General features: G+C 48.0%; 23 protein-coding genes and 1 tRNA gene. 13 read left to right on the top strand and 11 right to left on the bottom strand.

Annotated features, from left to right (window positions below; all coding sequences use genetic code 11):
* Window position 1: 1 nt before the first annotated feature.
* The gene (locus KME11_02415) at window positions 2–475 is read right to left on the bottom strand and encodes a type II toxin-antitoxin system VapC family toxin (GenBank protein MBW4514062.1); all 474 of its coding nucleotides are present in this window, start codon (window positions 473–475) and stop codon (window positions 2–4) included.
* A 119-nt stretch (window positions 476–594) separates the two neighbouring features.
* On the bottom strand, window positions 595–2,526 hold the full coding sequence (locus tag KME11_02410; protein MBW4514061.1) for a KAP family NTPase: 1,932 nt from the start codon (window positions 2,524–2,526) through the stop codon (window positions 595–597).
* Window positions 2,527–2,941: 415 nt separating this feature from the next.
* Between KME11_02410 and KME11_02405 the strand changes: the two genes are divergently transcribed.
* The gene (locus KME11_02405) at window positions 2,942–4,468 is read left to right on the top strand and encodes a ferredoxin:protochlorophyllide reductase (ATP-dependent) subunit B (protein MBW4514060.1); all 1,527 of its coding nucleotides are present in this window, start codon (window positions 2,942–2,944) and stop codon (window positions 4,466–4,468) included.
* Between the two features lie 144 nt (window positions 4,469–4,612).
* Window positions 4,613–6,325: a hypothetical protein gene (locus KME11_02400; GenBank protein MBW4514059.1), complete on the top strand. Its 1,713-nt coding sequence runs from the start codon at window positions 4,613–4,615 to the stop codon at window positions 6,323–6,325.
* A 27-nt stretch (window positions 6,326–6,352) separates the two neighbouring features.
* On the opposite strand, the gene KME11_02395 is transcribed toward KME11_02400, so the two are convergent.
* A tRNA-His gene (locus KME11_02395) sits at window positions 6,353–6,426 on the bottom strand.
* A 150-nt stretch (window positions 6,427–6,576) separates the two neighbouring features.
* Between KME11_02395 and KME11_02390 the strand changes: the two genes are divergently transcribed.
* Complete coding sequence (locus tag KME11_02390; GenBank protein ID MBW4514058.1) at window positions 6,577–6,960, top strand: DUF4359 domain-containing protein; 384 nt, start codon at window positions 6,577–6,579, stop codon at window positions 6,958–6,960.
* A 101-nt stretch (window positions 6,961–7,061) separates the two neighbouring features.
* Window positions 7,062–7,670: an ATP-dependent Clp endopeptidase proteolytic subunit ClpP gene (clpP, locus tag KME11_02385; GenBank protein MBW4514057.1), complete on the top strand. Its 609-nt coding sequence runs from the start codon at window positions 7,062–7,064 to the stop codon at window positions 7,668–7,670.
* 24 nt (window positions 7,671–7,694) lie between these two features.
* Here clpP and KME11_02380 read toward each other — a convergent pair whose 3' ends face one another.
* The gene (locus KME11_02380) at window positions 7,695–8,393 is read right to left on the bottom strand and encodes a hypothetical protein (protein MBW4514056.1); all 699 of its coding nucleotides are present in this window, start codon (window positions 8,391–8,393) and stop codon (window positions 7,695–7,697) included.
* Window positions 8,394–8,540: 147 nt separating this feature from the next.
* On the opposite strand from KME11_02380, the gene KME11_02375 reads away from it, so the two are divergent.
* The 6 genes from KME11_02375 (at window position 8,541) to KME11_02350 (ending at window position 16,666) form a co-directional block, all read left to right on the top strand.
* Window positions 8,541–9,308 (top strand): hypothetical protein, encoded by a 768-nt coding sequence (locus tag KME11_02375; GenBank protein ID MBW4514055.1) that lies wholly within the window; start codon window positions 8,541–8,543, stop codon window positions 9,306–9,308.
* Between the two features lie 13 nt (window positions 9,309–9,321).
* The gene (gene purT, locus KME11_02370) at window positions 9,322–10,536 is read left to right on the top strand and encodes a formate-dependent phosphoribosylglycinamide formyltransferase (GenBank protein MBW4514054.1); all 1,215 of its coding nucleotides are present in this window, start codon (window positions 9,322–9,324) and stop codon (window positions 10,534–10,536) included.
* Window positions 10,537–10,912: 376 nt separating this feature from the next.
* Entirely contained in the window at window positions 10,913–12,211 is a 1,299-nt protein-coding gene (locus KME11_02365; protein MBW4514053.1) for a sugar ABC transporter substrate-binding protein, read from the top strand.
* 87 nt (window positions 12,212–12,298) lie between these two features.
* Window positions 12,299–13,831: an insulinase family protein gene (locus tag KME11_02360; GenBank protein MBW4514052.1), complete on the top strand. Its 1,533-nt coding sequence runs from the start codon at window positions 12,299–12,301 to the stop codon at window positions 13,829–13,831.
* Window positions 13,832–13,909: 78 nt separating this feature from the next.
* Window positions 13,910–15,367, top strand: a complete 1,458-nt coding sequence (locus tag KME11_02355; GenBank protein ID MBW4514051.1) for an insulinase family protein — start codon at window positions 13,910–13,912, stop codon at window positions 15,365–15,367.
* A 15-nt stretch (window positions 15,368–15,382) separates the two neighbouring features.
* Window positions 15,383–16,666 (top strand): TIGR04283 family arsenosugar biosynthesis glycosyltransferase, encoded by a 1,284-nt coding sequence (locus tag KME11_02350; protein ID MBW4514050.1) that lies wholly within the window; start codon window positions 15,383–15,385, stop codon window positions 16,664–16,666.
* Between the two features lie 44 nt (window positions 16,667–16,710).
* On the opposite strand, the gene KME11_02345 is transcribed toward KME11_02350, so the two are convergent.
* The 3 genes from KME11_02345 to KME11_02335 form a co-directional block, all read right to left on the bottom strand.
* Window positions 16,711–17,034, bottom strand: a complete 324-nt coding sequence (locus KME11_02345) for a type II toxin-antitoxin system PemK/MazF family toxin (protein MBW4514049.1) — start codon at window positions 17,032–17,034, stop codon at window positions 16,711–16,713.
* The gene (locus tag KME11_02340; GenBank protein MBW4514048.1) at window positions 17,025–17,291 is read right to left on the bottom strand and encodes an AbrB/MazE/SpoVT family DNA-binding domain-containing protein; all 267 of its coding nucleotides are present in this window, start codon (window positions 17,289–17,291) and stop codon (window positions 17,025–17,027) included. The genes KME11_02345 and KME11_02340 overlap by 10 nt, the downstream gene beginning before the upstream one ends.
* A 77-nt stretch (window positions 17,292–17,368) precedes the next feature.
* Window positions 17,369–19,261 carry an ABC transporter ATP-binding protein gene (locus KME11_02335; GenBank protein ID MBW4514047.1) on the bottom strand — a complete coding sequence of 631 codons (1,893 nt, stop codon included), beginning with the start codon at window positions 19,259–19,261 and terminating at the stop codon, window positions 17,369–17,371.
* A 297-nt stretch (window positions 19,262–19,558) separates the two neighbouring features.
* Between KME11_02335 and KME11_02330 the strand changes: the two genes are divergently transcribed.
* A complete protein-coding gene (locus KME11_02330) occupies window positions 19,559–19,810 on the top strand; it encodes a hypothetical protein (GenBank protein ID MBW4514046.1) in 252 nt (83 codons plus the stop codon).
* A 103-nt stretch (window positions 19,811–19,913) separates the two neighbouring features.
* Here the strand turns inward: KME11_02330 and KME11_02325 are convergent, their stop codons facing one another.
* The 3 genes from KME11_02325 to KME11_02315 form a co-directional block, all read right to left on the bottom strand.
* On the bottom strand, window positions 19,914–20,351 hold the full coding sequence (locus KME11_02325) for a hypothetical protein (GenBank protein ID MBW4514045.1): 438 nt from the start codon (window positions 20,349–20,351) through the stop codon (window positions 19,914–19,916).
* Window positions 20,352–20,681: 330 nt separating this feature from the next.
* On the bottom strand, window positions 20,682–21,308 hold the full coding sequence (gene ruvA, locus KME11_02320) for a Holliday junction branch migration protein RuvA (protein MBW4514044.1): 627 nt from the start codon (window positions 21,306–21,308) through the stop codon (window positions 20,682–20,684).
* Window positions 21,305–22,132, bottom strand: a complete 828-nt coding sequence (locus tag KME11_02315; GenBank protein MBW4514043.1) for a rhodanese-related sulfurtransferase — start codon at window positions 22,130–22,132, stop codon at window positions 21,305–21,307. Before KME11_02315 ends, ruvA begins: the two co-directional genes overlap by 4 nt.
* A gap of 181 nt (window positions 22,133–22,313) precedes the next feature.
* Here KME11_02315 and KME11_02310 point away from each other — a divergent pair, with 181 nt between their 5' ends.
* Window positions 22,314–22,892, top strand: coding sequence for a L,D-transpeptidase (locus KME11_02310; protein MBW4514042.1), 579 nt, complete (start codon window positions 22,314–22,316; stop codon window positions 22,890–22,892).
* Window positions 22,893–22,910: 18 nt separating this feature from the next.
* On the opposite strand, the gene KME11_02305 is transcribed toward KME11_02310, so the two are convergent.
* Entirely contained in the window at window positions 22,911–23,273 is a 363-nt protein-coding gene (locus tag KME11_02305) for a DUF1823 family protein (GenBank protein MBW4514041.1), read from the bottom strand.
* Between the two features lie 124 nt (window positions 23,274–23,397).
* Between KME11_02305 and KME11_02300 the strand changes: the two genes are divergently transcribed.
* A complete protein-coding gene (locus KME11_02300) occupies window positions 23,398–24,315 on the top strand; it encodes an NAD(+) kinase (GenBank protein ID MBW4514040.1) in 918 nt (305 codons plus the stop codon).
* Window positions 24,316–24,356 lie beyond the last annotated feature (41 nt).

Here is a 24,356-nt window from a genome sequence, read left to right as displayed (position 1 = left end):
GTTACTCTCCCATTAGTTCGTAGGGTGTACAAATCGTCGGCAACTCGTATCCTGCTTCAGTACTGATTTGTGCGAGTTTCTTTTGAATTTGAGCGTTGGCAATATGTTTACAGTTCCAAGTTAAAAGATAGTCCAGTCCATAAAACGTAGCTACAGCGATATGAAGCGCATCATCAAAAGCTTTAGCAGGAAGATTACTTTTTGCGAGGAACTGGGTTGCTAAACCTTGAACGCTTTCGTTGACTTTGAGCAATGGAAAATCACGCAGGATCTCAAGCCGCCTATTTGCTATTTCTGCATTGCCTCGCGCCACCTCGTCCAAAACAACTTGGGAGATATATAGAGTAAATTGATCTCGGCGATTATCCCACCATTCTTGCGTAACCTCCAAGTTTGCCATGAGAATCAAGTTATTGCTGGGTCTGGCTGTCAAGTAACCAACCATACTGGTTTCTATGTAGACGGTTTCACTCATTTGAAATGTGTTACCAGTTTCTCCATTTTAACCTACACTGTATGTCATCCATCTTAGAACCTATGTTGTGGTGCTAGAACGAACAACGTGAATATACATCAGTACTTATTGATTTGTATTTATACTCTTTTTACCTGAAGCTTCTCAATTATCTTATCCAAGTACTCTCCGATTAGTGACTTTAGATTATATCCGCTGACTCTATTTCCTTTTAGACTCACTTCTTTATACAAAAGGCTCCGAATAGATTTAAGCCACTCCAATTCTTCAATTAACTTTTCATTAGTACTATCATATTTGTACCGCTCGGCAAGTGACCAAAAAATAAGCCGTTGGGCTTCATGCTTAGCAAGTAAAATTTTTTCCATAAAATCAGTTGGTTCTATATATTTGAATATAGGCGTTTCATAATATTTCTGTGTTGCATCTTGATTTTCAGAGCCACTGAGACAAATTATGCTGTGAAACTTCCAGACATCATTCTGCATGATGGCAAGTAGATCTTGACCAGCACTTGGCATTCTCTCAATTCTCACCGACTCACGAGTTGTATCAAGGTAAGAGCTAAATTCTTTGAACTCTTGAAGCTCCTTACCATAAAATCCAAGTCCACGATAGCTCCCAGACATATATCCAATTGCTTCAGATAAAGGAACATATTGAGGTAGAGGCTCTAGCTGATCATTTTCTTTCATCTGGTTAATATAAAGCTTTGAATCATACAATATGTCTCTTTTATCTTTAAAATATAGCCCGATATCAGACAGAGTCAGAAAAATTCCAGTAACATGCTGGATCACTTGAGGATCAAGAAACTTTCTATCAGAATATTCCGATTCAACCTCTTTTAGTACACAACCAAATTCCTCGTCTGCAAGATTTCGGAAATGCCATAACCTAACCCAATGAGGTGTATTTTCATCCTGAAAGTATTTACTGGTTAGTACTGATTGCTCTAATTCCTTTGTATTGATGCTGCCTTCATCAAAAAATATTTGCCACCAAACTTTACTTGGGAATGGCTCATACAGGTCGAGCATGGTGTATTTATCGCTCAACATTCTCTGTAGAGAAGTTTGATCTTCGGCATTGCCTTTCATCGTTAGACTAGATGATCTGTCAGATACTTCACTCGACTGATATTTTTTGTCCAAGTTACTAATGTCTTTTGGATATACTGTTCCTTGTTTAATCTCAATAGAAAAAACTATTAGTAATTTTAGCAAGTCTTGCAGAAGCTCTATTTTTCGTTTTGCCCTATCTGGAAGTGTCTTAAAAATCCTCTCAAATTCTAAAATAATTTGTCTCAGAGTTCTTAGGTTCCCATATTCAGCTTTGTCATATAAATCTTTTATTAACTTAGTGTTGTCAGATAAAAAAGTTTTGACACCTGAATCGTTTGTTCTAGTAATGAAGTTCTCCAATGCTCCTTCAAAGTCAAGCGACACACCGAAAGTTCTACCTATTAGCTTCTCTTTGATAACTTGATAGTTGATGTTTTTGAATAATTCATCTTCGTTAGCAATAAGAATTACCTTTAATTCCTGATGCTCGACAAAATAGTTGATATACCCTAATAGGCTGCCAAGGTCTATTTTGCAACGCTCTAAATCGTCAAAAATTAAAATACTCTGATTGACATTCTCTAAATGCTTCGGAAGATTAATTTCTGGAATTTGAATATTCCATGTTCCATCATCTCTGCCGTCGCCAGTTAAGTCGATTTTTAATGCACCTTTTAGCAGTCCTTTAAGAATTATTCCTGTTATTGCCATTCCCTTTGATGACCGTATAGGGTGCAGTAACTGAAAGAATTTATCTTCTATTTCAGAAAGAGTAGTAACACCATAAAGACTTATATAAAAATATCGCTGTTCATTCTCTTCCTGCTCACTCTCTTGAAATCTTTCACAATATCTGTTGGTAAACCATGTTTTACCAGATCCCCATTGTCCCTTCAGTAGAACGGCAAAACCAGGTGCATGAGATAATCCACAGTAATAGTCTAGATATTCTTCTATATGATGATTGATTTGATTGCCTTGAGTCATTGGCTCTCTCACTCTATTTCTCCCATCATCAAAACCTACTAAAACTCCGAGCAACTTTAAGCATCGCTGAAAATCTTAATATACCGTTTAAGCGTTTGCTATGAAACTGGTCCTATGGAAAACGATCGCCCCATCAATCACAAATCTGAAGCAACTGATTGAGCATTCCCAAACCTCGATTGGCTTACCGCATTAAGAGTTATTGAGAATTGTTTAACGATCGCCAACCACAAACAAGCATCTAAGCCTTGCACAGCAAGGAATAGAGCGATCGCCCCCTCTCCATTTTCCCTTTACATCCCTATTTTCAAACGCTCCATCTCTGAGACAATCAGAAACAGCCTCAAACTTGCCGCCATCGCTTCTTCAAATCGTGCTCGGCGCACCTAAACTCAGCATAACGGAGATCGTTTTTATGAAATTGGCTTACTGGATGTATGCTGGCCCTGCCCACATTGGCACCCTTCGCATTGCCACCTCCTTTAAGAACGTCCACGCCATCATGCACGCGCCCTTAGGTGACGACTACTTCAACGTCATGCGCTCCATGCTAGAACGCGAGCGGGACTTCACCCCTGTTACCACTAGCGTGGTCGATCGCAACGTTCTGGCGCGCGGTTCCCAAGAAAAAGTGGTGGACAACATCACCCGCAAAGATGCCGAAGAACACCCTGATTTAATTGTGCTTACCCCGACCTGCACCTCCAGCATTTTGCAAGAAGATTTGCAGAACTTCGTCAATCGTGCCCAGGTTGAATCCAAAGGCGACGTGATATTGGCAGATGTTAACCACTACCGCTACAACGAGTTGCAAGCTGCCGATCGTACTCTGCAACAAGTCGTTCATTACTACACCGAGAAAGCCCGCAAGCGCGGCGAACTCCCTGAAGGCAAAACCGAAAAGCCCTCGGTTAATATCATCGGCATTTCCACCCTGGCATTCCACAATCATCATGACTGCACCGAACTGAAGCGGTTAATGGCAGCTTTGGGCATTGAGGTGAATGCGGTCATTCCCGAAGGGGCTTCGGTTTACGACATTAAAAATATGTCTCGCGCCTGGTTCAACCTGCTCCCTTACCGCGAACTCGGTTTGACGACTGCCCAATACTTGCAAGAGCAGTTCAATACGCCCTACGTCGATATCACCCCGATGGGCGTGGTCGAGACTGCTCGCTGCATTCGCAAGATTCAGCAGGTTTTGAACGAGCAAGGCGCAGCAGTAGATTACGAAGAATACATTAACGACCAGACTTTATATGTCTCACAAGCTGCTTGGTTTTCTCGCTCCATTGACTGCCAAAACCTGACAGGCAAAAAAGCCGTTGTGTTTGGCGATAATACTCATGCGGCGGCAATGACCAAGATTTTGGCGCGGGAAATGGGGATTAAGGTGGTGCTGGCTGGAACCTACTGCAAGTATGATTCTGACTGGTTTAGAGAGCAGGTGAGCGGCTATTGTGATGATGTATTGATTAGCGAAGATAACGGGGAAATTGGAGATGCGATCGCCCGTTTAGAACCCTCGGCTATCTTTGGCACCCAAATGGAACGCCACGTCGGTAAGCGTCTCGACATTCCTTGCGGCGTAATTGCTGCCCCTATTCACATCCAGAACTTTCCCATTGGCTACAAGCCATTCATGGGTTACGAGGGCACTAACCAAATTGCTGATTTAGTCTACAACTCCTTTACTCTCGGCATGGAAGATCATCTGCTAGAAATCTTTGGTGGACACGATACAAAAGAGGGCATTACTAAAGGCATCTCGGCTGACTCTGACTTAGGTTGGAGCAAAGATGGTTTGGCTGAACTGAACAAAATTCCGGGTTTTGTCCGGGGTAAGGTAAAGCGCAACACTGAAAAGTTTGCGCGTGAGCGAGGCGTTGAGAAAATCACCGCTGAGGTTTTGTATGCAGCTAAGGAAGCTGTAGGAGCTTAAGATTTTTTAGGTCTGATAGAGATGAGGGGCACCCAATGGGTGCCTCTTTTTTTAAGAGAAATTCTACATTAAAGATTACCCGCTAGGGGACTGACTTTTCCACTTTTGACCTCGGATAATGAGGAGCAATTAAGGGACAGAATCATGAACCCTATCGAAGCCTATGCATCTGCCATATCTGTCTATCCTGGCGACCCCTTAGCATTCCATGTTCGTACTGAACTTGGACACTTTCGCTTTCGCATTGAGATTTATCGCCAGGGTGAAACCGAAGTTCTGATGCATCAGGCTACCGCGATCGCCCAAGACTACGACACACCGATCAACGCTTACGAAGTGGGTTGTGATTGGTCACCTGCCTATCAATTTACCATTCCGAATGCTTGGAAAAGTGGCGTTTATATTGCTCGGCTCATCAGCAGTTTAGGAGCAATTACCAATGTATTATTTATTGTTAAATCTGCTCATTCCGATCATTCTAAAATTCTGTTGCAGTTAGCGGTTAATACTTATCAAGCCTACAATAACTGGGGCGGTAAGAGCCTCTATAACTATAACTCTAAAGATCAAGTTAAATCTAATAAAGTTTCGTTCGATCGCCCACTTGATCCTGAAGCAAATTTCTTTGTTCAGTGGGATGTTCACTTTGTTCGGTGGATCGAGTCTAACGGTTTTGCTGTAGACTATTGCACCAATGTAGATTTGCATGACGAACCCGCGTTGTTAAATGATTATTCACTTTTTCTCAGTATTGGACACGATGAATACTGGTCAAAAGAAATGCGCGATCGCGTTGAAGCGTTCATTGCTCAAGGCGGCAATGTTGCTTTCTTTGGTGCCAATCTTTGTTGGTGGCAAGCACGGCTAGAACAACGAAATCGCACCCTGGTTTGTTACCACGATGCCAACCAAGACCCCGTGAGCGATCGCAGCCGTACAACAGTTCGATGGCGCGAGCAACCTGTCAACCGTCCCGAAGAACAAATGACAGGCATGAGTTTTGCCCACGGAGCCTTTTGGAGTGGTGAAAATGGCGATCGTCCCGCTGTAGACTATCGAGTTCGGTTCCCGCAGCATTGGGTTTTTGACGGGACGGGACTCGCCTACGATGACAGATTTGGTGCAGATGACAATATTATTGGCTACGAAACCGACGCGGCGCAGTTCCGTGAAATTCAAGGCATCCCAATGGTTACAGGAGCAAACGGTACTCCCCGAAACCTTATTGTTCTTGCCTTTGCCGCACTGAAAGATTGGGGTAGGGGTCTAGGGCAGGCAGGCATGGCAACGATGGGGATTTATCGAAATAAAGGTACTGTTTTCACCGCAGGCACGATCGAATGGGCAAGGGGATTGCAAGATCCGGACAGCCCAGTTTCTCAAATCACACAGAATGTTTTAACGCAACTCAGCCGTTCTGATGCGCAATCGCTCTCCCTTATCAACAGTAATTTTGAACAATGGATCACACCCTCCCAACCCACAGCTTGGCAGATTGATGGCGACGGACAAGTGCTTGCCGATCCGACAGCCAGCCGCGATGGAGATCTCGGTTTACGGGTCGAGGCTACAAATCTCACATGGATCAGCCAAGAATTTGTAGGTGAGGGACACACACTCTATCAGGTGGAAGGCTGGGTCAAGGCAGACCGACCAGGTGCAACATTACGATTGCAAAGCACTGAGACTTGGCGCGATTTTGCGATCGCCCGTCATTCTGGTAGCGGCAACTGGGAATTAATTCGTGCGATCGGCAAAGTGGAAGACGAAAGCCCAATGTTTTCAGCGCGAGTAAAACTACAGGTTGATGCAGGCGTAACTGCAATGTACGAGCAGGTCAAAATCGAGATAGTCTAGGAAAGCTTTTTAGCCACCTGTTAAAAGGGCGAACGACGGGGATCGAACCCGCGGGATGGAGGTACCACAAACCTCTGCCTTAACCACTTGGCTACGCTCGCCATACCGTTAATGAATATAACATTACTTGCCTAAAACTGGGGCTATTCACCCTGCAAAACTTTGCTGCTAGTCACAAAACATCACCGAAACCAAGCGATCGCCATCTGTATCCAGTAGGGTAGAAAATAAAACTATTGATTCAACACCCTATGAAAACGGCTCTCTATTTAGTGGGTATGGCACTGGTAGGATTGGGTATAGCGATGGCTGTCACCAATCCTAGTCAAGACAGTTATGAAGAATATGCTACTCAGCAACTAGCCGCCTACCTGCGCGACAATACTTGTGCTGATGCCGGGGAACTGCTGAGAGATGGGTGCAACCAGTTATTAAACGAGAATCAATCTGAAATTAAAGAACTGATTTCTGCCAATACTCAACGCCAAAATTTTGGAGTTGTCAGCCTTTACAAAACAGATCTGTCAGTAGGAAAGTTACTGCCCTCGTTCTTGGATAACTTAGTCCCGTCCTATCACTTTGAGACAGTGGGTGTCTTTAGCAGTTTCCACATCGTCGAAGCCAAGAAACAGTAGGGGTACGGAGATCCCTACCGATTTCCCCCCTATTTCAGCCCTCTATTTCTTTGCCCCTAAGTCGTTAAAATGGAGAGAACCATATTGCAGAGATACTGTCCATGATTCCTACCGTTATTGAACAATCTGGTCGCGGCGAAAGAGCCTTCGACATTTATTCTCGGCTGCTACGAGAACGGATTATTTTCTTAGGGCAAGCCATTGATGCAGATTTGGCAAACTTGGTCGTAGCGCAAATGCTGTTCTTGGATGCAGAAGATCCTGAGAAGGACATTTATATTTACATCAATTCTCCGGGTGGGTCAGTGTCAGCAGGCTTGGGCATTTTTGACACCATGAACCAAATTCGTCCTGATGTTTGCACAATCTGTGTGGGCTTGGCTGCCAGCATGGGTTCTTTCTTGTTGAGTGCAGGCACCAAGGGCAAGCGCATGAGCTTACCTCATTCGCGCATTATGATTCACCAGCCTTCGGGTGGGGCGCAGGGGCAAGCGACGGATATTGAAATTCAGGCGCGAGAAATTTTGTACCTGAAGAAGCAGTTGAACGATACCCTGGCTCGTACCACAGGGCAGCCCATTGAGAAGATTGAACAAGATACGGAGCGGGACTTCTTTATGTCGGCTCATGAGGCAATGGAATATGGCTTGGTTGATCAAGTAATTGATCGGCGGGCTGTTGGCAGCCGTCCAGCGGCGATCGCAGTCTAGTTTCCTCCTTTCCTCCTCTTCCCACTATTTGGAAGAGGGGGCAGGTTGAGACTCTAAGTAAGCCAAAAAATCTAGTAGTTCGGAGTCGTTGAGTTCTTGGCGCGATCGCTTGCCGTAGCGTTGCTTCAGATAATCTCGTCCTTGAATAGTTGTCCAGCCCAAGCGCTTCATTTCTACGCCAATCCGAGCAATCTCGTCAGAGCGATCTTGAGTCTCTTCTGCAAGTGACGACTCTTCTGGGTTATCTTTTTTGGGCTTGATCGTTTTGTTGGTTTCAGGGCTTTCTACCCGTTGAGGTACTAGCTCCAGCATTTTTTCTGGAGGTGATTCCGTGGCGATCGGCTCAGGGATAGACTGAAGTTGATCGAGTCCTGGCGGAGTTGGGCGGTCTAAAGTGGGTGATTTTGGAGGAGCGACAGGAGCAGGCTCAACGGGGACGTTATAACTGTCCCATGATGGCAACGGATAGGAGGGTGGCTCAACAGGCGGTGGAGTCAATCCCAGTGCCTCTAAAGCCCGTGCCTTAGCCTGATCTTCGGCGATTTCTAGGTTAGGGTGTGCTGCCATGCCCGATGCAAGGGTAATGCCGCCCACTTGAGCCAGGGCACGGATGGCATAGTTGCCATCATTTACTGTTAGAAATTCAGAAATGAGGCTACCCGTTGGATAGCTGGCTCGAAAACGAGCGAGAAGGGATGAAAGGAGCAGAGGAGAAGATTGCAAGGGATTAAATACATCAGAATTAATACAGGGGAAGTGCTACTCGCAAGCAGCATCTTTGCCCATGCTTTATTCTAAGAACTGTGTGGCTCATTCGACACCTCACGACAAACATCTCTATAAAATTCAAATTCAGGATATCGCTAAGGAATGTTCGATCTATTAAGTTCATCTTCAGAGTGGCGCGACTCGCTGGCATTGCTGCCTGTGTTAGTGGCGTTGGAAGCCGTGCTGTCGGCAGATAATGCGATCGCTCTAGCTGCTATTGCCCAGGGGTTAGAAGGATCTGTGTTGCAGCGTCGTGCTCTGAATTTTGGCTTAGTGTGTGCCTTTGTGCTGCGGGTTGGTTTAATTTTGACTGCGAGTTGGGTGATTCGCTTTTGGCAATTTGAGTTGGCAGGGGCGGTTTATCTACTTTGGCTGGTATTTCAGTACTTTACGTCTAGCGGCAAGGATGAGGAGGGCGAGTCGCATCATCACGGACCTCGGTTTACTTCACTCTGGCAAGCCATCCCGATGATTGCTGTGACAGACCTGGCGTTTTCTTTAGATAGTGTAACGACGGCGATCGCGGTTTCTGACCAAACTTGGCTAGTGCTGACGGGTGGCTTAATTGGGGTCGTAGCACTACGGTTCATGGCAGGTTTATTTATCAAATGGTTGGATGAGTTTGAGCATTTGGAAGATGCGGGTTTCGTGACAGTGGGATTGGTGGGCTTAAGGCTGTTGCTGAAGGTGGTGAATGATAGCTATGTGCCGCCGCAATGGATGATGATTGCAGCGATCGCGCTCCTCTTCACGTGGGGGTTTTCTAAGCGCAAAGAATCAGAGGTTGTATTAGAAGGGGCAGTAGAAGAACCCTTGGAACCGATAGAAGCTGTGAGAGAATCACAGGAAATTCCGTCTGAAGTTCCTTAAATATCCTGACTCTATGAATCTTTCCTTGTTGCAAACCTTATCCCCTTGGGGCACACCTTTACAAGAAGAAGCTCAACGCTTAATGCTGCTCGGTTCAGGAGAACTGGGGCGAGAAGTGGCGATCGAGGCGATGCGATTGGGCATAGAAGTCATTGCGGTGGATTCCTACGCAAATGCCCCCGCGATGCAGGTAGCGCATCGATCGTGCGTTGTCGATATGCTGGATGGAACCAAGCTGAGAGCGCTGATCGAACAGGAGCGTCCTAGCCTAATCGTGCCAGAAATAGAAGCGATCGCTACTCCGACTCTAATGGAACTAGAGCAAGAAGGCTGGCGAGTAGTGCCTACGGCTAAAGCGACGTTTCTCACCATGAACCGGGAGGGCATTCGGCGGTTGGCGGCTGAGGAGTTGGGATTGAGGACTTCGCCCTATCAATTTGCCAAGACAGAGGCAGAATATCGAGAGGCGATCGCAGCATTAGGTTTACCCTGCGTGGTCAAGCCTGTAATGAGTTCTTCGGGTAAAGGGCAGAGCACCGTGCGCACTGAGGCAGAGATTCAGGCGGCTTGGGACTATTCTCAGTCGGGTGGGCGGACGAAGAATGCCAAGGTCATTGTGGAAGGGTTCGTTGATTTCGATACTGAGATTACGCTGCTAACGGTGAGGGCGATCGATGGCACTCATTTTTGCCCGCCGATTGGTCATGTCCAAATCAGCGGGGATTATCGGGAGTCTTGGCAGCCTTGCCCACTAGCAACCGACGTATTGCAGCAGTGTCAGGACGTGAGCGGCAAAATTACTGAGGCGTTAGGCGGTTGGGGTTTGTTCGGCGTAGAGCTATTTATTCAGGGTGAAACAGTTTACTTTAGCGAGGTTAGCCCTCGCCCGCACGATACTGGCATGGTGACAATGGTGAGCCAATATATGTCGGAGTTTGAACTGCATGTGAGGGCGATCGCAGGTCTGCCGATCGGCGCGATCGCTCTCGTTAGCCCTGGAGCATCGGCGGTAATTTTGGCAACCAAAGAGAGCGATCGCCCTCAATTTACAGGAATTGACAAAGCGCTACAGGTTCCGACTAGCAAGCTCAGACTATTTGGCAAACCCACTAGCCACAAAAATCGTCGCATGGGTGTGGCGTTGGCGTTGGGTTCGACGATCGAGGAAGCTAGAGCCCGAGCAAAAGCTACTGCTGATGAAGTAAAGATGATCAGCGCTAAACCCTAATCTTTCCCACCTTTCAATATCCCGGTGCACCTGCCCTTTGTCTCGTTTGGAGGGGGTGTGGGGGAAGCAATCGTCCCCTGCTGGGGAGTTTGAGGGGAAGCCCCTCAAGGCTCGGCTTCAACCAACTTAAGCGTTTTTCAGTTTCTTTAGCTTGAGGTCATAATTTTTCGAGGTTGGGTTAGAAGCGTAAAGGATTGGGCGACTCCGCCGCGATCCGGGGGACTTCCCCCCGTACCCCCGCGATGTGGGGGCCTAACTCCCCCACGCCCCCCGAAAGGGATGGCGGGTGAGAGGCAAAAAGAGAGTAACAGCAGGAGAGAGTAAATTTTTGGGTCATCTGACTGGTAAATTGAGTGGGAGACATGGGAAATTGACAATGCAGATGAGAACCTGGAAAAAGTTAGGAACGCTTGCCCTGTTGGGACTGCTAACAAGCTGGATCATCAGTAGTTGCAGCCCTTCTGCCCCAACCAGCAGCACTGGCAGCACTGGAACAACAGCAAACAGTCCAGCAGAAGTTGAGTTCTGGACAATGCAACTCCAGCCCCAATTTACTGACTATTTCAACGCCCTCATTGCTCAGTTTGAAAAAGAAAATCCAGGGACAAAAGTCCGGTGGGTTGATGTGCCTTGGGCAGATATGCAGAGCAAAATTCTTACTGCAACCTCAGCCGGAACTGCCCCCGACGTGGTGAACCTTAACCCCGACTTTGCGGCTCAACTGGCGGGGCGCAATGCTTGGATGGATCTCGATAATCGCATTCCTGCCCAAGACCGATCGCAATATTTACCCAAAATTTGGCAATCTGGAACCTTGGATGGCAAAACTTTTGGGATTCCGTGGTATCTCACCACTAGCGTGACCATTTACAACCAAGATTTGCTGAAAAAAGCGGGTGTAGCAGTGCCCAAAACCTATGCTGAACTAGCACAGGTTGCTAAGCAGGTAAAAGAAAAAACTGGAAAGTATGCTTTCTTCACAACGTTTGTACCTGAAGATTCTGCGGAGGCGCTTCAGTCGTTTGTGCAAATGGGTGTGCCGCTGCTCGATGCTCAAGGAAAAGCGGCGTTTAATACTGCTGCTGGGAAAGCCGTGTTTCAGTATTGGACTGATCTTTATAAGCAGGGATTTTTGCCCAAAGAAGCCCTGACTCAAGGACATCGAAGGGCGATCGAACTCTACCAGGCGGGCGAAACGGCAATTTTGATTTCGGGATCACAGTTTCTCAAAACTATTGAAACCAATGCTCCAGCGATCGCCAAAGCCTCTAGTACGGCTCCCCAAATCTCTGGCGACACTGCCAAAAAGAACGTCGCGGTCATGAATCTCGTCATTCCTCGCAACACTGACCAACCGGATGCATCTCTCAACTTTGCTCTTTTCGTCACCAACAATGCCAATCAACTGAATTTTGCTAAAGCCGCCAACGTTTTGCCCTCCACCACTGCCGCTCTCGCAGATGGTTACTTTACCGCTGATGCCAAGACTCCGTTAGAGCAAGCTCGCCTCATTAGCGCTAAACAAATGCAGGATGCTGAGGTCTTACTGCCTGCGAATAAAGATATTAAAGAGTTGCAAAAAATTATTTACGATAACCTGCAAGCCGCAATGCTAGACGAAAAGACGGTTGATCAAGCGATCGCCGATGCTGCCCAAGAGTGGGACGAGCGCTAATGGATGGAGTTCCTTTGACATCTGTCAGCAGCAATAGATCCAGAATTCACTTATCCTAAATAAATTGTGTTGATTGGGCAGGTTCTTATGCGTTCGTCTTTCTTGAACAAGCTTCAGCGGCAACTGGCGATCGCAATCTTGGCGATCGTTCTCCTTTTGGGCGCTCCTGCCACTGCCTTCGCCCAAACCGCTAATATCCAGCCCTACATTGACGGGGTGATCAGCAAGATATCAGAATTTACCCTTGCTAACGGCATGAAGTTTATTGTCATGGAGCGTCATCAGGCACCTGTCATATCCTTAATGACCTACGTCAACATTGGCGCAGCCTACGAAGCCGAGGGCAAAACTGGAGCAGCGCACTTTCTAGAGCACCTCGCTTTCAAAGGCACCCAACGCATTGGCACCACCAACTACCCAGCCGAAAAAGCCAGCCTTGAGCAAATCGACAAACTGTTTACGCAACTTCAGGCAGCAAAGGTCGCCGCAAACACTGCGGAAGTGACTCGCCTCCAAGCTGCCTTTGACGCTGCTAGAGCCAAGGCGGCAAAGTATATTGAGCAAAATAAATACGGGCAAATTGTTGAACAAGCAGGCGGTGTAGGACTCAACGCTACCACCTCCGCTGATGCCACCCGCTATTTCTACAGCTTCCCTGCCAACAAGCTAGAACTGTGGATGTCTCTGGAGTCTGAGCGTTTTCTAGATCCTGTTTTTCGGGAGTTTCATGAAGAGAAAGACGTGATTCTAGAAGAACGCCGCATGAGAACCGATAACTCGCCCATTGGCAAAATGATCGAAGAGTTCCTGAAAACTGCTTTACCAGGACATCCGTATGGTCGCCCAGTGATTGGATCTGCCGAAGATCTGCAAAATATGTCCCGTGCAGACATCCAGGAGTTTTATCAAACCTACTATACTCCCAACAACATTATTGCAGCCGTAGTTGGCGATGTTGACCCGAAGCAAGTTAAGCAGATGGCAGAAGCCTATTTTGGGCGGTTCAAAACCCGCTCTAGTGCGCCCAGTCTTACGGTCGATGTGCCTGCTCAAGTTGCTCCTAGGGAGGTAATAGTTAACCTGCAAACCCAGCCCTGGTATATGGAAGGCTATCAGCGCCCCGCTATCACTAGCCCTGATAGCCCTATCTATTCAATGATTAGCAGCTTGTTGACTGCTGGACGCACCTCTCGCCTCTACAAATCTTTAGTGGAGCAGCAGCAACTTGCCCTCAGTGTCAACGTTTCCGACACTTTTCCAGGCGATCGCTACTCCAATTTAATGTTGCTCTACGCGCTCACCGCCCCTGGTCACACCGTTGAAGAGGTTGCCGCCGCCCTCGACAGCGAAATTCAACGACTCAAGACTGAACCCGTTTCTGCTGAAGAACTCGATCGCGTCAAAACACAGTCTAGGGCAGGTTTACTCCGGAGCCTTGCTTCTAATCAAGGCATGGCAAGCCTTTTGCCAGAATATGAAGCTAAAACGGGTAGCTGGCGCAACCTGTTTGAAGACCTCAAGGCGATCGAAGCAGTCACGGCTGAAGACGTTCAGCGAGTGGCGCAGGAGACGTTCCAGCCCAAAAATTTGACCGTTGGAAAGCTGTTATCCGCGAGCTAAGCAGTCGGGATTTAGAAAAATTCAAAAGTTGAAACTTAAATGAGCATGAAATTTCCAGGTAGAAGATTTGCGAACCCAATGATCATTGGATTAGCGGTGCTAACCCTTGTCCTGACTGTCTTTGGTCGCTCCTCTGCTCTTGCCGTCACTCCCCTCCATTACACTGACCTGAAGTTTTCGCCTGCACCTGAAATCACAGTGCCCGACCTCACGCGCTTTGAGTTGAAAAACGGTATGAAGGTCTATCTTATGGAAGACCACGAACTGCCCTTGGTGGGAGGTTCGGTGACCGTGTACACGGGCGATCGCCTTGAACCTGTGACTCAGGTAGGTTTAGCCAGCATTGTCGGCGAAGTAATGCGCAGCGGGGGCACTGCCCAGTATCCTCCTGATGTTCTTAACCAAACTCTAGAACAACGCGCTGCCTCGGTTGAAGCAGGCATTGGCACTGACTCGGGTAGCGCTGGCTTTAGCGCCCTCAGTGAAGATCTAGACGAAGTATTTGGCTTATTTGCCGAGGTCTTGCGTCAACCTGCCTTCCCTCAAGAAAAAATTGATTTCTCTAAAAACCAAACGAAAGGTGGCATTGCTCGTCGTAACGATGATCCTGCCGATATTGCTAGCCGAGAGTTTCAAAAGCTGATTTATGGAGCCGATAGCCCTTACGCTCGTACCGTTGAATACGAAACGCTCGACAATATAACGCGCGATGATATTGTCGGTTTTTATAACAAGTACTATCACCCGAACAACATGCTGTTGGGCATTGTGGGTGATTTTGAGCCTGCAAAAATGCGATCGCTCATTGAGGCTAAACTAGGCGATTGGCAACCTAACCCCAACGCCGCTGCCTTTCAAAACCGGAGCACCTTACCCGCCGTTGCCCAAGCTCAAAAAGGCGGGGTCTTCTTGATTGACCAGCCCCAATTGACTCAAAGCAACATTCTCATTGGGCACCTCGGCGGCAAGCTCAGCGACCCAGACTACGCAGCCCTATCGGTTCTGAACGAAGTGCTGAATGGTTTTGGTGGCAGATTAGTGAATGAAGTGCGATCGCGCCAAGGCTTAGCCTATAGTGTCTACGCTTATTGGTCAGCCCGGTTTGACTATCCTGGCGTATTCATTGGCGGGGGGCAAACCCGCTCTGATGCCACTGTCCCCTTCGTTAACTCGACCCTGGCTGAACTGAAAAAAGTTCGTACCGCGCCCATCACTGCCCCAGAGCTAACCCGCGCCAAAGACTCAGTCATCAACTCCTTCATTTTCAGCTTCGCAACTCCAGGGCAAACCCTCTCACGGGTCATGCGCTACGACTACTATGACTACCCAGAAGATTTTATCTTTCAATATCAAAAGCAAGTCGAAGCAACAACGATCGCCCAAATTCAGAAAGCAGCCCAAACCCATCTTAAGCCCGAAAACATCGTCATCTTAGTTGTTGGTAACGCTCAAGAAATTAATCCAGCCCTCACGACTCTTAGCCCTAACACCCAAGTGACTCCCATTGATGTGACAATCCCAGAGCCAAAAGCTTAGGACTATCCATTCTTAATGACAGAACGCCTAATTATCTTCACCCGCTACCCCCGTCCTGGCAAAGCTAAAACTCGTCTGATTCCTGCCCTCGGAGCCGAAGGCGCTGCTAATTTACAGCGCCAGATGACGGAACACACTTTGGCTCAGGTCAAAAAGCTAGACCCTTCTATATCAGTAGAAATTTGGTTTGCTGATGATTGCTTAGAGCAGGGACAGATGCAAGAGTGGCTGGGAACCGAATGGGTGTATCAACCTCAGGGCGAAGGAGATCTGGGCGATCGCTTGATCAATGCCTTTCAAACGGCGTTTGCCGCAGGCATGGAACGAGTCGTCATCATTGGCACCGACTGCCCTGGGCTGGATGCCGATCGCCTGAGCCAAGCCTTTCAAGCCCTCCAAAATCATGATTTAGTCCTGGGCGACGCAACCGACGGAGGCTATTATTTGATTGGCTTACAGCGATCGATCCCTGAATTATTTAAGGAGATCCCTTGGGGCACGTCGGCAGTTCGGCAACAGACTGTCGCGATCGCCAGTCAGTTAGGACTGACCGTTGCCCACCTGCCGGCTCTGAGCGATATAGACTATCCCGAAGATCTGCCCGTTTGGCAAGCCGTCCTCAATGCCCAACGCCCACCTATTTCAATCATCATCCCGACGTTAAATGAAGCCAAAGCCCTAGAACGGTGGGAGCATCAAGCAAACTCAGGCGAACTGATTGTCGTGGATGGCGGCAGCGCAGACGAGACGATCGCTTTGGCAAAAGAGCTAGGTGCAATAGTGCTGACCTCTGAGCCAGGTCGCGCCCAGCAAATGAACCAGGGGGCCGCGATCGCCCAATCCGACATTTTGCTGTTTCTCCACGCCGACACTCGCCTACCTCAGCACTATCTAGAACTGATTCAAAAAACCTTAGCTCAGCCCCAGATCGTGGCAGGCGCATTTGAATTAACCATTGAGGGCAATATTCCAGGATTACGCTGGGTTGAGTGGGGCGTAAACTGGCGATCGCGCTATTTGCAAATGCCCTACGGCGACCAAGCGATTTTCTTAAAAGCAGAAACCTTCCAGCAACTAGGCGGTTTTGCTCAACTGCCCATCATGGAGGACTTTGAGTTTATTAAGCGATTGCAGAAATTAGGGAAAATTGCGATCGCCCCTGCCGCAGTCATTACATCGGGGCGCAGATGGCAAAGGTTGGGGGTGATTAAAACCACGCTAATCAACCAACTCGTGATTGCAGCCTACTCTCTAGGCATTTCTCCCGAACGCATCGCGCGCTTATATCGCCGACGCTGAAGCTTCAAATCCAAATGGATTGTAATGGCTATAATTGCCGCCGACTACAGCGCAAACATTTCTGCTAAAACTGCCAAAACATCTTTCTGTACTATCTCCTCAAGCTGTCCTAACCGCTTGATTAACCGTGTCTTGTCTACTGTGCGAATCTGATCCAACACAATTTGCCCTTCCTTTTCTTGAAAGCGGCAGGTGACTCGGCTAGGGTAAACTCTGCCCTTGGTGGTCATGGGCGCAATCATCACCGTGCTGATGTAGCGATTCATTTCATCGGGTGAGATGACTAAGCAAGGTCGAGTTTTTTGGATTTCATCGCCCACTGTTGAGTCAAGAGCAATCAAATAAACTTCAAACCGTTTTACGACCATTCCCACTCATTGTCCCAGTCTGTAAGACTGACGATAGGCTGATCGACGAGCTTATCGTCACAATGTTCTGCCATACTACGAAACTGTTCGTCCCAGTGATGACGAGGGTATGAAATGGCGCGTACTACTAGCTGGTTATCCAGTACTTCTAGTTCTACTTCTTCGCCCAAATCAAGCTGGTCTAGCAGCAGCTTAGGAATACGAATGCCTTGAGAATTGCCGATTTTAACAATGCGCGTACTGACAACTGTATTCACAAATGCTCCTCGTGCCACTTTCGTATCTACTATGTAATTACATTATTGTAGTCCATTGATCAGGAGGTTGAGCAATCTCAGGAGTTAGCCCGCTGAGTTCGACGATCGCGAATCGACTGCAAGTTTCCCGTCGGAATTGCAGCAATCAGTTGGCGAGTATAAGCCTGCTGCGGTTGATTATAAACGCGATCGGCAGGGCCCAACTCCTCAATTTTGCCTCGGTTCATGACCATGATGCGATCGCTCATAAACTTAACCACGCTCAGATCATGGGAGATAAAAATATAAGTTAGCTTGAACTCATCTTGCAGTTCTTTCAACAGGTTCAGCACTTGCGCCTGAATTGAAACATCCAGCGCCGAAACTGATTCATCACAAATAATAAACTTAGGGTTGAGCGCCAATGCCCGCGCAATGCAAACCCGTTGACGCTGTCCGCCCGAAAATTCGTGGGGGAAGCGTTTACTCCAAGCCGGATCAAGCCCGACACGATCGAGCAGGTAAGAAACCCGCTGTTGGCGATCGCGGCGGCTTTCTACCTGATGAATATTCAACGGCTCCATGACAGCATCGCCGATCGAAGTGCGCGGATCGAGCGAACTAAAGGGGTCTTGAAAAATAATTTGCATATCGCGCCGCAATTGGCGTAGGTCACGTGGCTTGAGTTGGGTAATATCTTTACCTTCAAACACCATTTTGCCACTCATCGACTTGATCAGTTGTAGCAGCGTCCGGGAAAGTGTGGTTTTACCGCAGCCCGACTCGCCTACCAAACCCAGCGTTTCGCCCGGATAAACCTGAAAAGAAACGTTGTTGACTGCCATGACATAACGTTTTGTCTGACCAAAAGCGCCGCGAATTGGGAAGCCCACTTGCAGGCTATCAACCGACAGTAGCGGCGGTTGCTTTTCCAATGCGGTCAGTCTTTGGCTTGTCTCTTCAGGCGTTACTTCGGCAGTAAAATGCGCCTTCTGCTCTACGGTCATGACCTTCGGCTGAATAATCGTGGCGTTTCCTTCTGTCTTCACTTCCATAAAATCAGAGACGGTTGGCAAATAACGCATTCGCTGCTGAGGACGAGGACGACAAGCGAGTAAGCCTTTGGTATAAGGATGCTGAGGGGCAGCAAAGATATCGAGCACATCTCCTGATTCGACAATTTTGCCCTGATACATGACCGCAACAGTATCGGCGATTTCGGCAATGATGCCTAGATCATGAGTGATAAACATGATGGACATGCCCCGGCGATCGCGCAGTTCTCTGAGCAAATCCAAAATTGTTGCCTGTACCGTTACATCTAACGCCGTCGTGGGTTCATCAGCAATGAGTAAAGTTGGGTTGCAAGAAATCGCCATCGCAATCATGACGCGTTGAATTTGTCCGCCAGAAAGCTCATGAGGGTAGCGTTCCAAAATTGCTTGCTTACGCTGATTCACTGCCTGCATCAAATCTCGCTCAGAAAGCTTACCGTCTTTCTGTAAATCCTCCAGACATTCTTGCTCCAGTTGCTCATCACTGGGCAACAGTTTCACCTCTTGCAGCAAGCTGAGGGCTTGACGACGCGCTTCAGGCATAGGAATTTCTTGGTGCAGCCGAATCGCCTCAATGAGTTGGTAACCGCAGGTATAAACTGGGTTAAGAGAACTCATCGGCTCTTGAAAAATCATTGAGATCTGGTCGCCCCGGTACTGCTGAATTTGCGCTTGAGAAACAGTCAATAAATCAGCTGGAGCAGCGTCTTCTGCCTTAAACCAAATCTCACCGCTCGCTACTTTTCCGGGTGGGCAAGGAATTAGCCCCATAACTGCCAGCGCGGTTACCGACTTGCCAGAGCCAGATTCTCCGACAATTCCTAAGGTTTGCCCACGGTTTATTGCAAAAGAAATGCCGTCTACAGCATTAATAATGCGATCGTCGATTTGAAACTGAATTTGCAAGTTCCGAACATCGAGAATAGTATCGGTCATAGAGGGTAAGTACTGGGCGTGTCCAGGCTACAGCGAAGCGCAAAAGTTAGATATGTTGCAGTCTATTGAAACTAAGGATAGTTGAAATGTTAGGAAGATTACACTTTTCAAACTCGGCAGTTCTGATTCAGTGAGCCAGAATGTTTTGATGAACCCTTCTCCAAAAATGCTACATCACAAATTCTGGCTCAGTATCAGCTTCAAGAAAAAACTCACTGCAAAATACCCCGATCTGTTCTGCATTCATGCCTAAGAAAGATAAAGTGTAATATAGACTACAACCTCATTGTCTTGCTTATGGTCCCTCCAGTGAATCAGCCTTGGTCTTCTTTTGAAGAAATCTTAGAACGCCTTCACCAGTCGGGCGTTTATCTTCATGCTGAACAATTAGCCGCGTTTCTTTTGATGCATGGACTACCTGTAGATTTGTGCTATGTGGGCGATCGCCTTCGTTCAAAAGCAGAGTTAGTCAACCGTCATTATCAAGGAGATATGGCGCGGTTAGAGGTTTTAGCTCCATTTTCGCCAAATGTTGCTCTTTTAGAATAGTGTGCGGCTTCGCTAATAAAGCCGACAGAAAATTCTTGAAGCTAAAGTTATTGAAACGAACGAGGAAATCCTTGCAAAGCGATCGCGTAAAACTTGACGACATTCACTCATACGTTAACCGAAACGAAGACGCTGCATAGCAATAGAAAGCAATGCCTTCATGCAACCAGTCTGATCCTGTTATGGGATGAGTTCCTAAAATTAGCGATCGATACTGATATCGCCAAGGATCACGAGCAGAATATTGATTAATGGGAAGGGCATCAGAATGTTGAAAGGTATAGGCATAAAACGCTACATGATCTTTAATCCAACCGTCTTTAATATCTGGATCTCTAGAATATTGATACCGCCACGGATCTTCAGCATGGTACTGATAGATTGGCAGAACTTCAGGGTGGTTTGACGTAAAGGCGAAGAAAGCAATACCCGATCGCTTCCAACCCTCTCGAATGTCAGGACTAGCAGAATATTGAAAGCGCCATTTTCCTCCATCAATCACGTAATATTCGTAAATGGGGACAAGAACCGGATGTGCCATTGTCAATCTCCTTGAAATTCAAAGTAACAGGTCATTCACTCCTTCCAAGATATGAACCTAGCTTTGAATCGTCAGTGAGAGAAAGTCAGAAAAAGTTTGAGGCTTGATGATGAAGCTCAAAGAAACCTATACCTTCATCTCAATAGCCTCCTTAGCTTGATCAAAAGGCTCTAGTTCTTAGAGAATGTCTGAGAAGTATCAAAGATTCTTACACTCGCCCCCCAACCCCCCATTTTGGAGGACTTCCGAGCCACTCCTTCTTCAAAGTTCCCCAAAATGGGGGATTTAGGGGGCGGATTGGATAGCAACCTAGACTTCTCAGACAACCTCTTACTGGCTTAACCAGGCGATCGCTTCTCGTATCCAGGCTTCTGCATTGGCATTCTTTGCCAGCGCCGTTTTCTGACCTACGGTACGCAATGCCTGCGTAATCTCGCCATTTGTATAACCCAATGCCACCAGTGTCATCTCCACATCCTCTTGAATTGCCGAAGCCGGAGATGCATCGGGCGCAGTTGAAATTCCTGATTGAAGCCGCCATTCTGCTAGCTTAGTTTTTAGCTCTAGGGCAATGCGCTCGGCGGTTTTTGCTCCTACTCCAGGAGTCCGCGACAGCAAGCGCGTATTGCTAGTGACGATCGCCTGCACCAACTCTTGTAAGCCCAATGAGTCGAGCAGCGCCAGTCCCATCTGGGGCCCAATGCCGCTGACGCTAATTAGTTGCCGAAACAAATCCCGCTCCGCAACGGATTCAAAGCCAAACAGCACAGTCTGGTCTTCGCGGGTTTGCATGTGTGTAAACACCTGCATCGTTTCCTCTTGAGGCGGAATCTTTTGAATGAGGCGGGGAGCAACTTGGAGATCGTAGCCAATTTGGTTGACTTCCAGGGTGAGGATTACGCGGGTATTGCTCACTTTTTGAACGCTTGCAACGATGCCTTTGAGGTAGCTAATCATTTTGTATCAAGGTGAGAGAGCAAATCTACGGAATCGGCTAGAGGGGCGCAATGGGGACAGGAAAAAACTTCTGGGGAGATGGGATGTCCGCAGGCTGGACACATCTGGTAAGTTCCTAAAGCGAGTCCTTGTTGAATTGCCACCCGCTGGTCAAACACAAAACATTCTCCTTGCCACAGGCTCTCATCGTCGGGGATTTCTTCGAGATACTTCAAAATGCCACCCTGAAGATGGTAAACCTCTTGAAAACCCTGTGCCAGCATGAAGGATGAAGCTTTTTCGCAGCGAATGCCGCCTGTGCAAAACAGCGCTACTTTGGGGTGCTGCGCCGGGTCAAGGTGCCGCTGAACGTACTCTGGAAACTGCCGGAACGATCGCGTTTTGGGGTTTTGCGATCGCTCAAAAGTGCCAATGCTGACTTCATAATCATTGCGAGTATCAATCACCACTACGTCAGGATCAGAAATCAGGGCATTCCAGTCTTGAGCCTGCACGTAGGTACCGACTTGATGATTAGGGTCAACGGGTAAGCCCAGGGTAACGATCTCTTTTTTAAGACGAACTTTGAGGCGATCAAACGGCGGCAACTCGGCAGAAGATTCTTTGGGTTCTAAATTGGCAAAGCGAAGGTCGGCACGAAGATGGTTCAGGAGTTGGGCGATCGCTTCTGCCGTTCCAGCCAAGGTGCCATTAATGCCTTCTTCAGCCAGCAGAATGGTGCCCCGAATGCCCAGAGACTCGCAAAGATCGTGAAGGGGCGATCGCATCTCGGCAAAATCGGGCAATCGAACAAATTTATAGAAAGTGGCAACAACCAATGACATCGTTTCAACTGAACTTTTGGTTAAGTACTCTGGCACAGATTGTTAGGATAACAAAACTCGCAGGGCGATCGGCGTTTAGAATTTGGAGAAGGCTGGGCTATCTAAGAATGTCGTATGGGGAGAAGAGGGAATGATTTATTCTAAACAGCTAGGGCTGGGCTTACTGCTGTTGCTTTTTGGAATGCCAAGAGGAGCGATCGCGCAAACAATTCCCGCATCGGCATCTGGATCAGCTTCCACCTCTGCCAACCTTTCATCCGCTCAACTAAAACCGCTGCTCGATTCCTTGTTAGCACTCAGTCCTTCCTCTGTAGTAGAAGTACCGGAGCTAGGGGGCGCAAATCGCTACCTGCCGTCTCCGAATATCGTCGCAAAAGTACATCTGCTGATTCGGCTGAGCGATCGCCGCGTCTACGTCTACGATCGCGACAAAGTGACGACCAGCTTTCCCATTGCGATCGGACGGAGCGGCTGGGAAACGCCCGCTGGCAAGTTTCAAGTGATCGATAAAATCATAGACCCTGCTTGGCAAAATCCCTTTACAGGCGAAATTGTCTCCCCCGGCAATGATAATCCTCTAGGTTCTCGCTGGATTGGCTTCTGGACAGACGGTGCCAACTACATTGGCTTCCACGGTACCCCTAATCCCGAAAGCGTCGGTACGTCTGCTTCCCACGGCTGTATTCGGATGTATGACAAAGATGTCGTTTCATTGTTTGAAATAGTTCGCGTTGGCACCCCAGTAGAGGTCGTTCCGTAGCTGCTGCCCCTACCGCTTCTAGCTTTGAGAACTCTTACGGTATGCCAACAACCAGTTCACCATCGTTGCCCGCCGAGTTTTGCGAGGCACTAGCTCGCTGATTGAATAGCCCTCGAACTTTAGTTCCTCCTTCAAAAGCTGCTTATGCTCTTGGGCGATCGATCGCGTTAACTTAACCGTTGCCGGACGGCTCTCAATAAAGTCTGGTGGCTCAGGATACGCTTCGCGCCACACTGGGTCAACGGCAGCCGCATCCCACTGGTCTTGCTGACGACGATAGCCGAGGCACTGCCAGATGAGTTGGTTGGCGATCGCATCCTCCAGTTCATCGTTCAGAATTGCCCAAAGTGTTTCATTTGTAAGAGGGGGTAAGTCGGGCATAGGGTTTTAGAATTAGGGAATGGTCGAATAACGTAATAATCTAATAGGAGAGTGTTTCTTAATTAATTAGGAAACGCCCACTTTTAAGTTTTAATTCCTTTAAGTTCTGAATTGGACATTGCTTGTGCCCAAAGCTGGCGTTATTTACAACGATGCTAAACCTCTGGCTAACCGAGTTGCCGAAGAAATTAGACAAGAGCTATTGGCAAAAGGCTGGGAAGTTATCTTGGCAACCGGGATCGGTGGCATTCTAGGCTACTCTCGACCGGGTCGCCCCATTTGCCATACGCCTATTACCCAACTGACACCGCCTGGGTTTGATAAAGATATGGCGTTTGCTGTCGCTTTAGGGGGAGATGGCACAGTTTTATCGGCATTTCGCCAAGTTGCGCCCTGTGGCATCCCCGTACTAACGGTGAATACAGGTCACATGGGCTTTTTAACCGAAGCCTATGTCAACCAGGTGCCCCAGGCGCTTGAGGTGCTCATAGCAGGACAGTATGAGGTTGAAGAACGGGCGATGCTAGCGGTGCAGGTTTGGCGAGATAATGCCCTGGTCTGGGAGGTACTTTGCCTGAATGAAATGGTGCTGCACCGAGAGCCACTGACCAGTATGTGCCACTTTGAAATTGAGCTAGGCAGACATGCTCCTGTCGATATTGCGGCAGATGGCGTGATTGTCTCTACCCCGACGGGTTCTACAGCTTATTCTCTCTCGGCAGGCGGTCCGGTGGTCGCTCCGGGGGTAGCAGCACTACAGCTTGTGCCCATTTGTCCGCATTCGTTAGCTTCACGGGCATTAGTGTTTGCCGATACCGAACCTGTGACAATCTTTCCTGCTAATGCCGATCCGCTGATTATGGTAGTGGACGGCAATGCGGGTTGCTCGGTTATGCCCGAAGACCGGGTGAGAATTGTCCGATCGCCCTATTCTGCTCGGTTTATTCGCCTCCGCCCCAACGAGTTTTTCCATGTCTTGCGCGAAAAGCTAGGATGGGGCTTACCCCATGTGGCAAAACCAACCTCGGTAGAATTGCCGTAATGTCGTGCTACAACTGAGTTGCCATTTCACACCCGGGTCTT

It is taken from the genome of Timaviella obliquedivisa GSE-PSE-MK23-08B, from assembly GCA_019358855.1.
Classification (GTDB): Bacteria; Cyanobacteriota; Cyanobacteriia; order Elainellales; family Elainellaceae; genus Timaviella; species Timaviella obliquedivisa.
This window is presented reverse-complemented; position numbering and strand designations above follow the sequence as displayed.

What these genes read in the sequence shown, in the direction of transcription:
- KME11_02415 (MBW4514062.1), bottom strand. Translation starts at nt 475, where the DNA reads ATGAGTGAAACCGTCTACATAGAAACCAGTATGGTTGGTTACTTGACA.
- KME11_02410 (MBW4514061.1), bottom strand. Translation starts at nt 2,526, where the DNA reads ATGACTCAAGGCAATCAAATCAATCATCATATAGAAGAATATCTAGAC.
- KME11_02405 (MBW4514060.1), top strand. Translation starts at nt 2,942, where the DNA reads ATGAAATTGGCTTACTGGATGTATGCTGGCCCTGCCCACATTGGCACC.
- KME11_02400 (MBW4514059.1), top strand. Translation starts at nt 4,613, where the DNA reads ATGAACCCTATCGAAGCCTATGCATCTGCCATATCTGTCTATCCTGGC.
- KME11_02390 (MBW4514058.1), top strand. Translation starts at nt 6,577, where the DNA reads ATGAAAACGGCTCTCTATTTAGTGGGTATGGCACTGGTAGGATTGGGT.
- clpP (MBW4514057.1), top strand. Translation starts at nt 7,062, where the DNA reads ATGATTCCTACCGTTATTGAACAATCTGGTCGCGGCGAAAGAGCCTTC.
- KME11_02375 (MBW4514055.1), top strand. Translation starts at nt 8,541, where the DNA reads ATGTTCGATCTATTAAGTTCATCTTCAGAGTGGCGCGACTCGCTGGCA.
- purT (MBW4514054.1), top strand. Translation starts at nt 9,322, where the DNA reads ATGAATCTTTCCTTGTTGCAAACCTTATCCCCTTGGGGCACACCTTTA.
- KME11_02365 (MBW4514053.1), top strand. Translation starts at nt 10,913, where the DNA reads ATGCAGATGAGAACCTGGAAAAAGTTAGGAACGCTTGCCCTGTTGGGA.
- KME11_02360 (MBW4514052.1), top strand. Translation starts at nt 12,299, where the DNA reads ATGCGTTCGTCTTTCTTGAACAAGCTTCAGCGGCAACTGGCGATCGCA.
- KME11_02355 (MBW4514051.1), top strand. Translation starts at nt 13,910, where the DNA reads ATGATCATTGGATTAGCGGTGCTAACCCTTGTCCTGACTGTCTTTGGT.
- KME11_02350 (MBW4514050.1), top strand. Translation starts at nt 15,383, where the DNA reads ATGACAGAACGCCTAATTATCTTCACCCGCTACCCCCGTCCTGGCAAA.
- KME11_02345 (MBW4514049.1), bottom strand. Translation starts at nt 17,034, where the DNA reads ATGGTCGTAAAACGGTTTGAAGTTTATTTGATTGCTCTTGACTCAACA.
- KME11_02335 (MBW4514047.1), bottom strand. Translation starts at nt 19,261, where the DNA reads ATGACCGATACTATTCTCGATGTTCGGAACTTGCAAATTCAGTTTCAA.
- KME11_02330 (MBW4514046.1), top strand. Translation starts at nt 19,559, where the DNA reads ATGGTCCCTCCAGTGAATCAGCCTTGGTCTTCTTTTGAAGAAATCTTA.
- KME11_02325 (MBW4514045.1), bottom strand. Translation starts at nt 20,351, where the DNA reads ATGGCACATCCGGTTCTTGTCCCCATTTACGAATATTACGTGATTGAT.
- ruvA (MBW4514044.1), bottom strand. Translation starts at nt 21,308, where the DNA reads ATGATTAGCTACCTCAAAGGCATCGTTGCAAGCGTTCAAAAAGTGAGC.
- KME11_02315 (MBW4514043.1), bottom strand. Translation starts at nt 22,132, where the DNA reads ATGTCATTGGTTGTTGCCACTTTCTATAAATTTGTTCGATTGCCCGAT.
- KME11_02310 (MBW4514042.1), top strand. Translation starts at nt 22,314, where the DNA reads ATGCCAAGAGGAGCGATCGCGCAAACAATTCCCGCATCGGCATCTGGA.
- KME11_02305 (MBW4514041.1), bottom strand. Translation starts at nt 23,273, where the DNA reads ATGCCCGACTTACCCCCTCTTACAAATGAAACACTTTGGGCAATTCTG.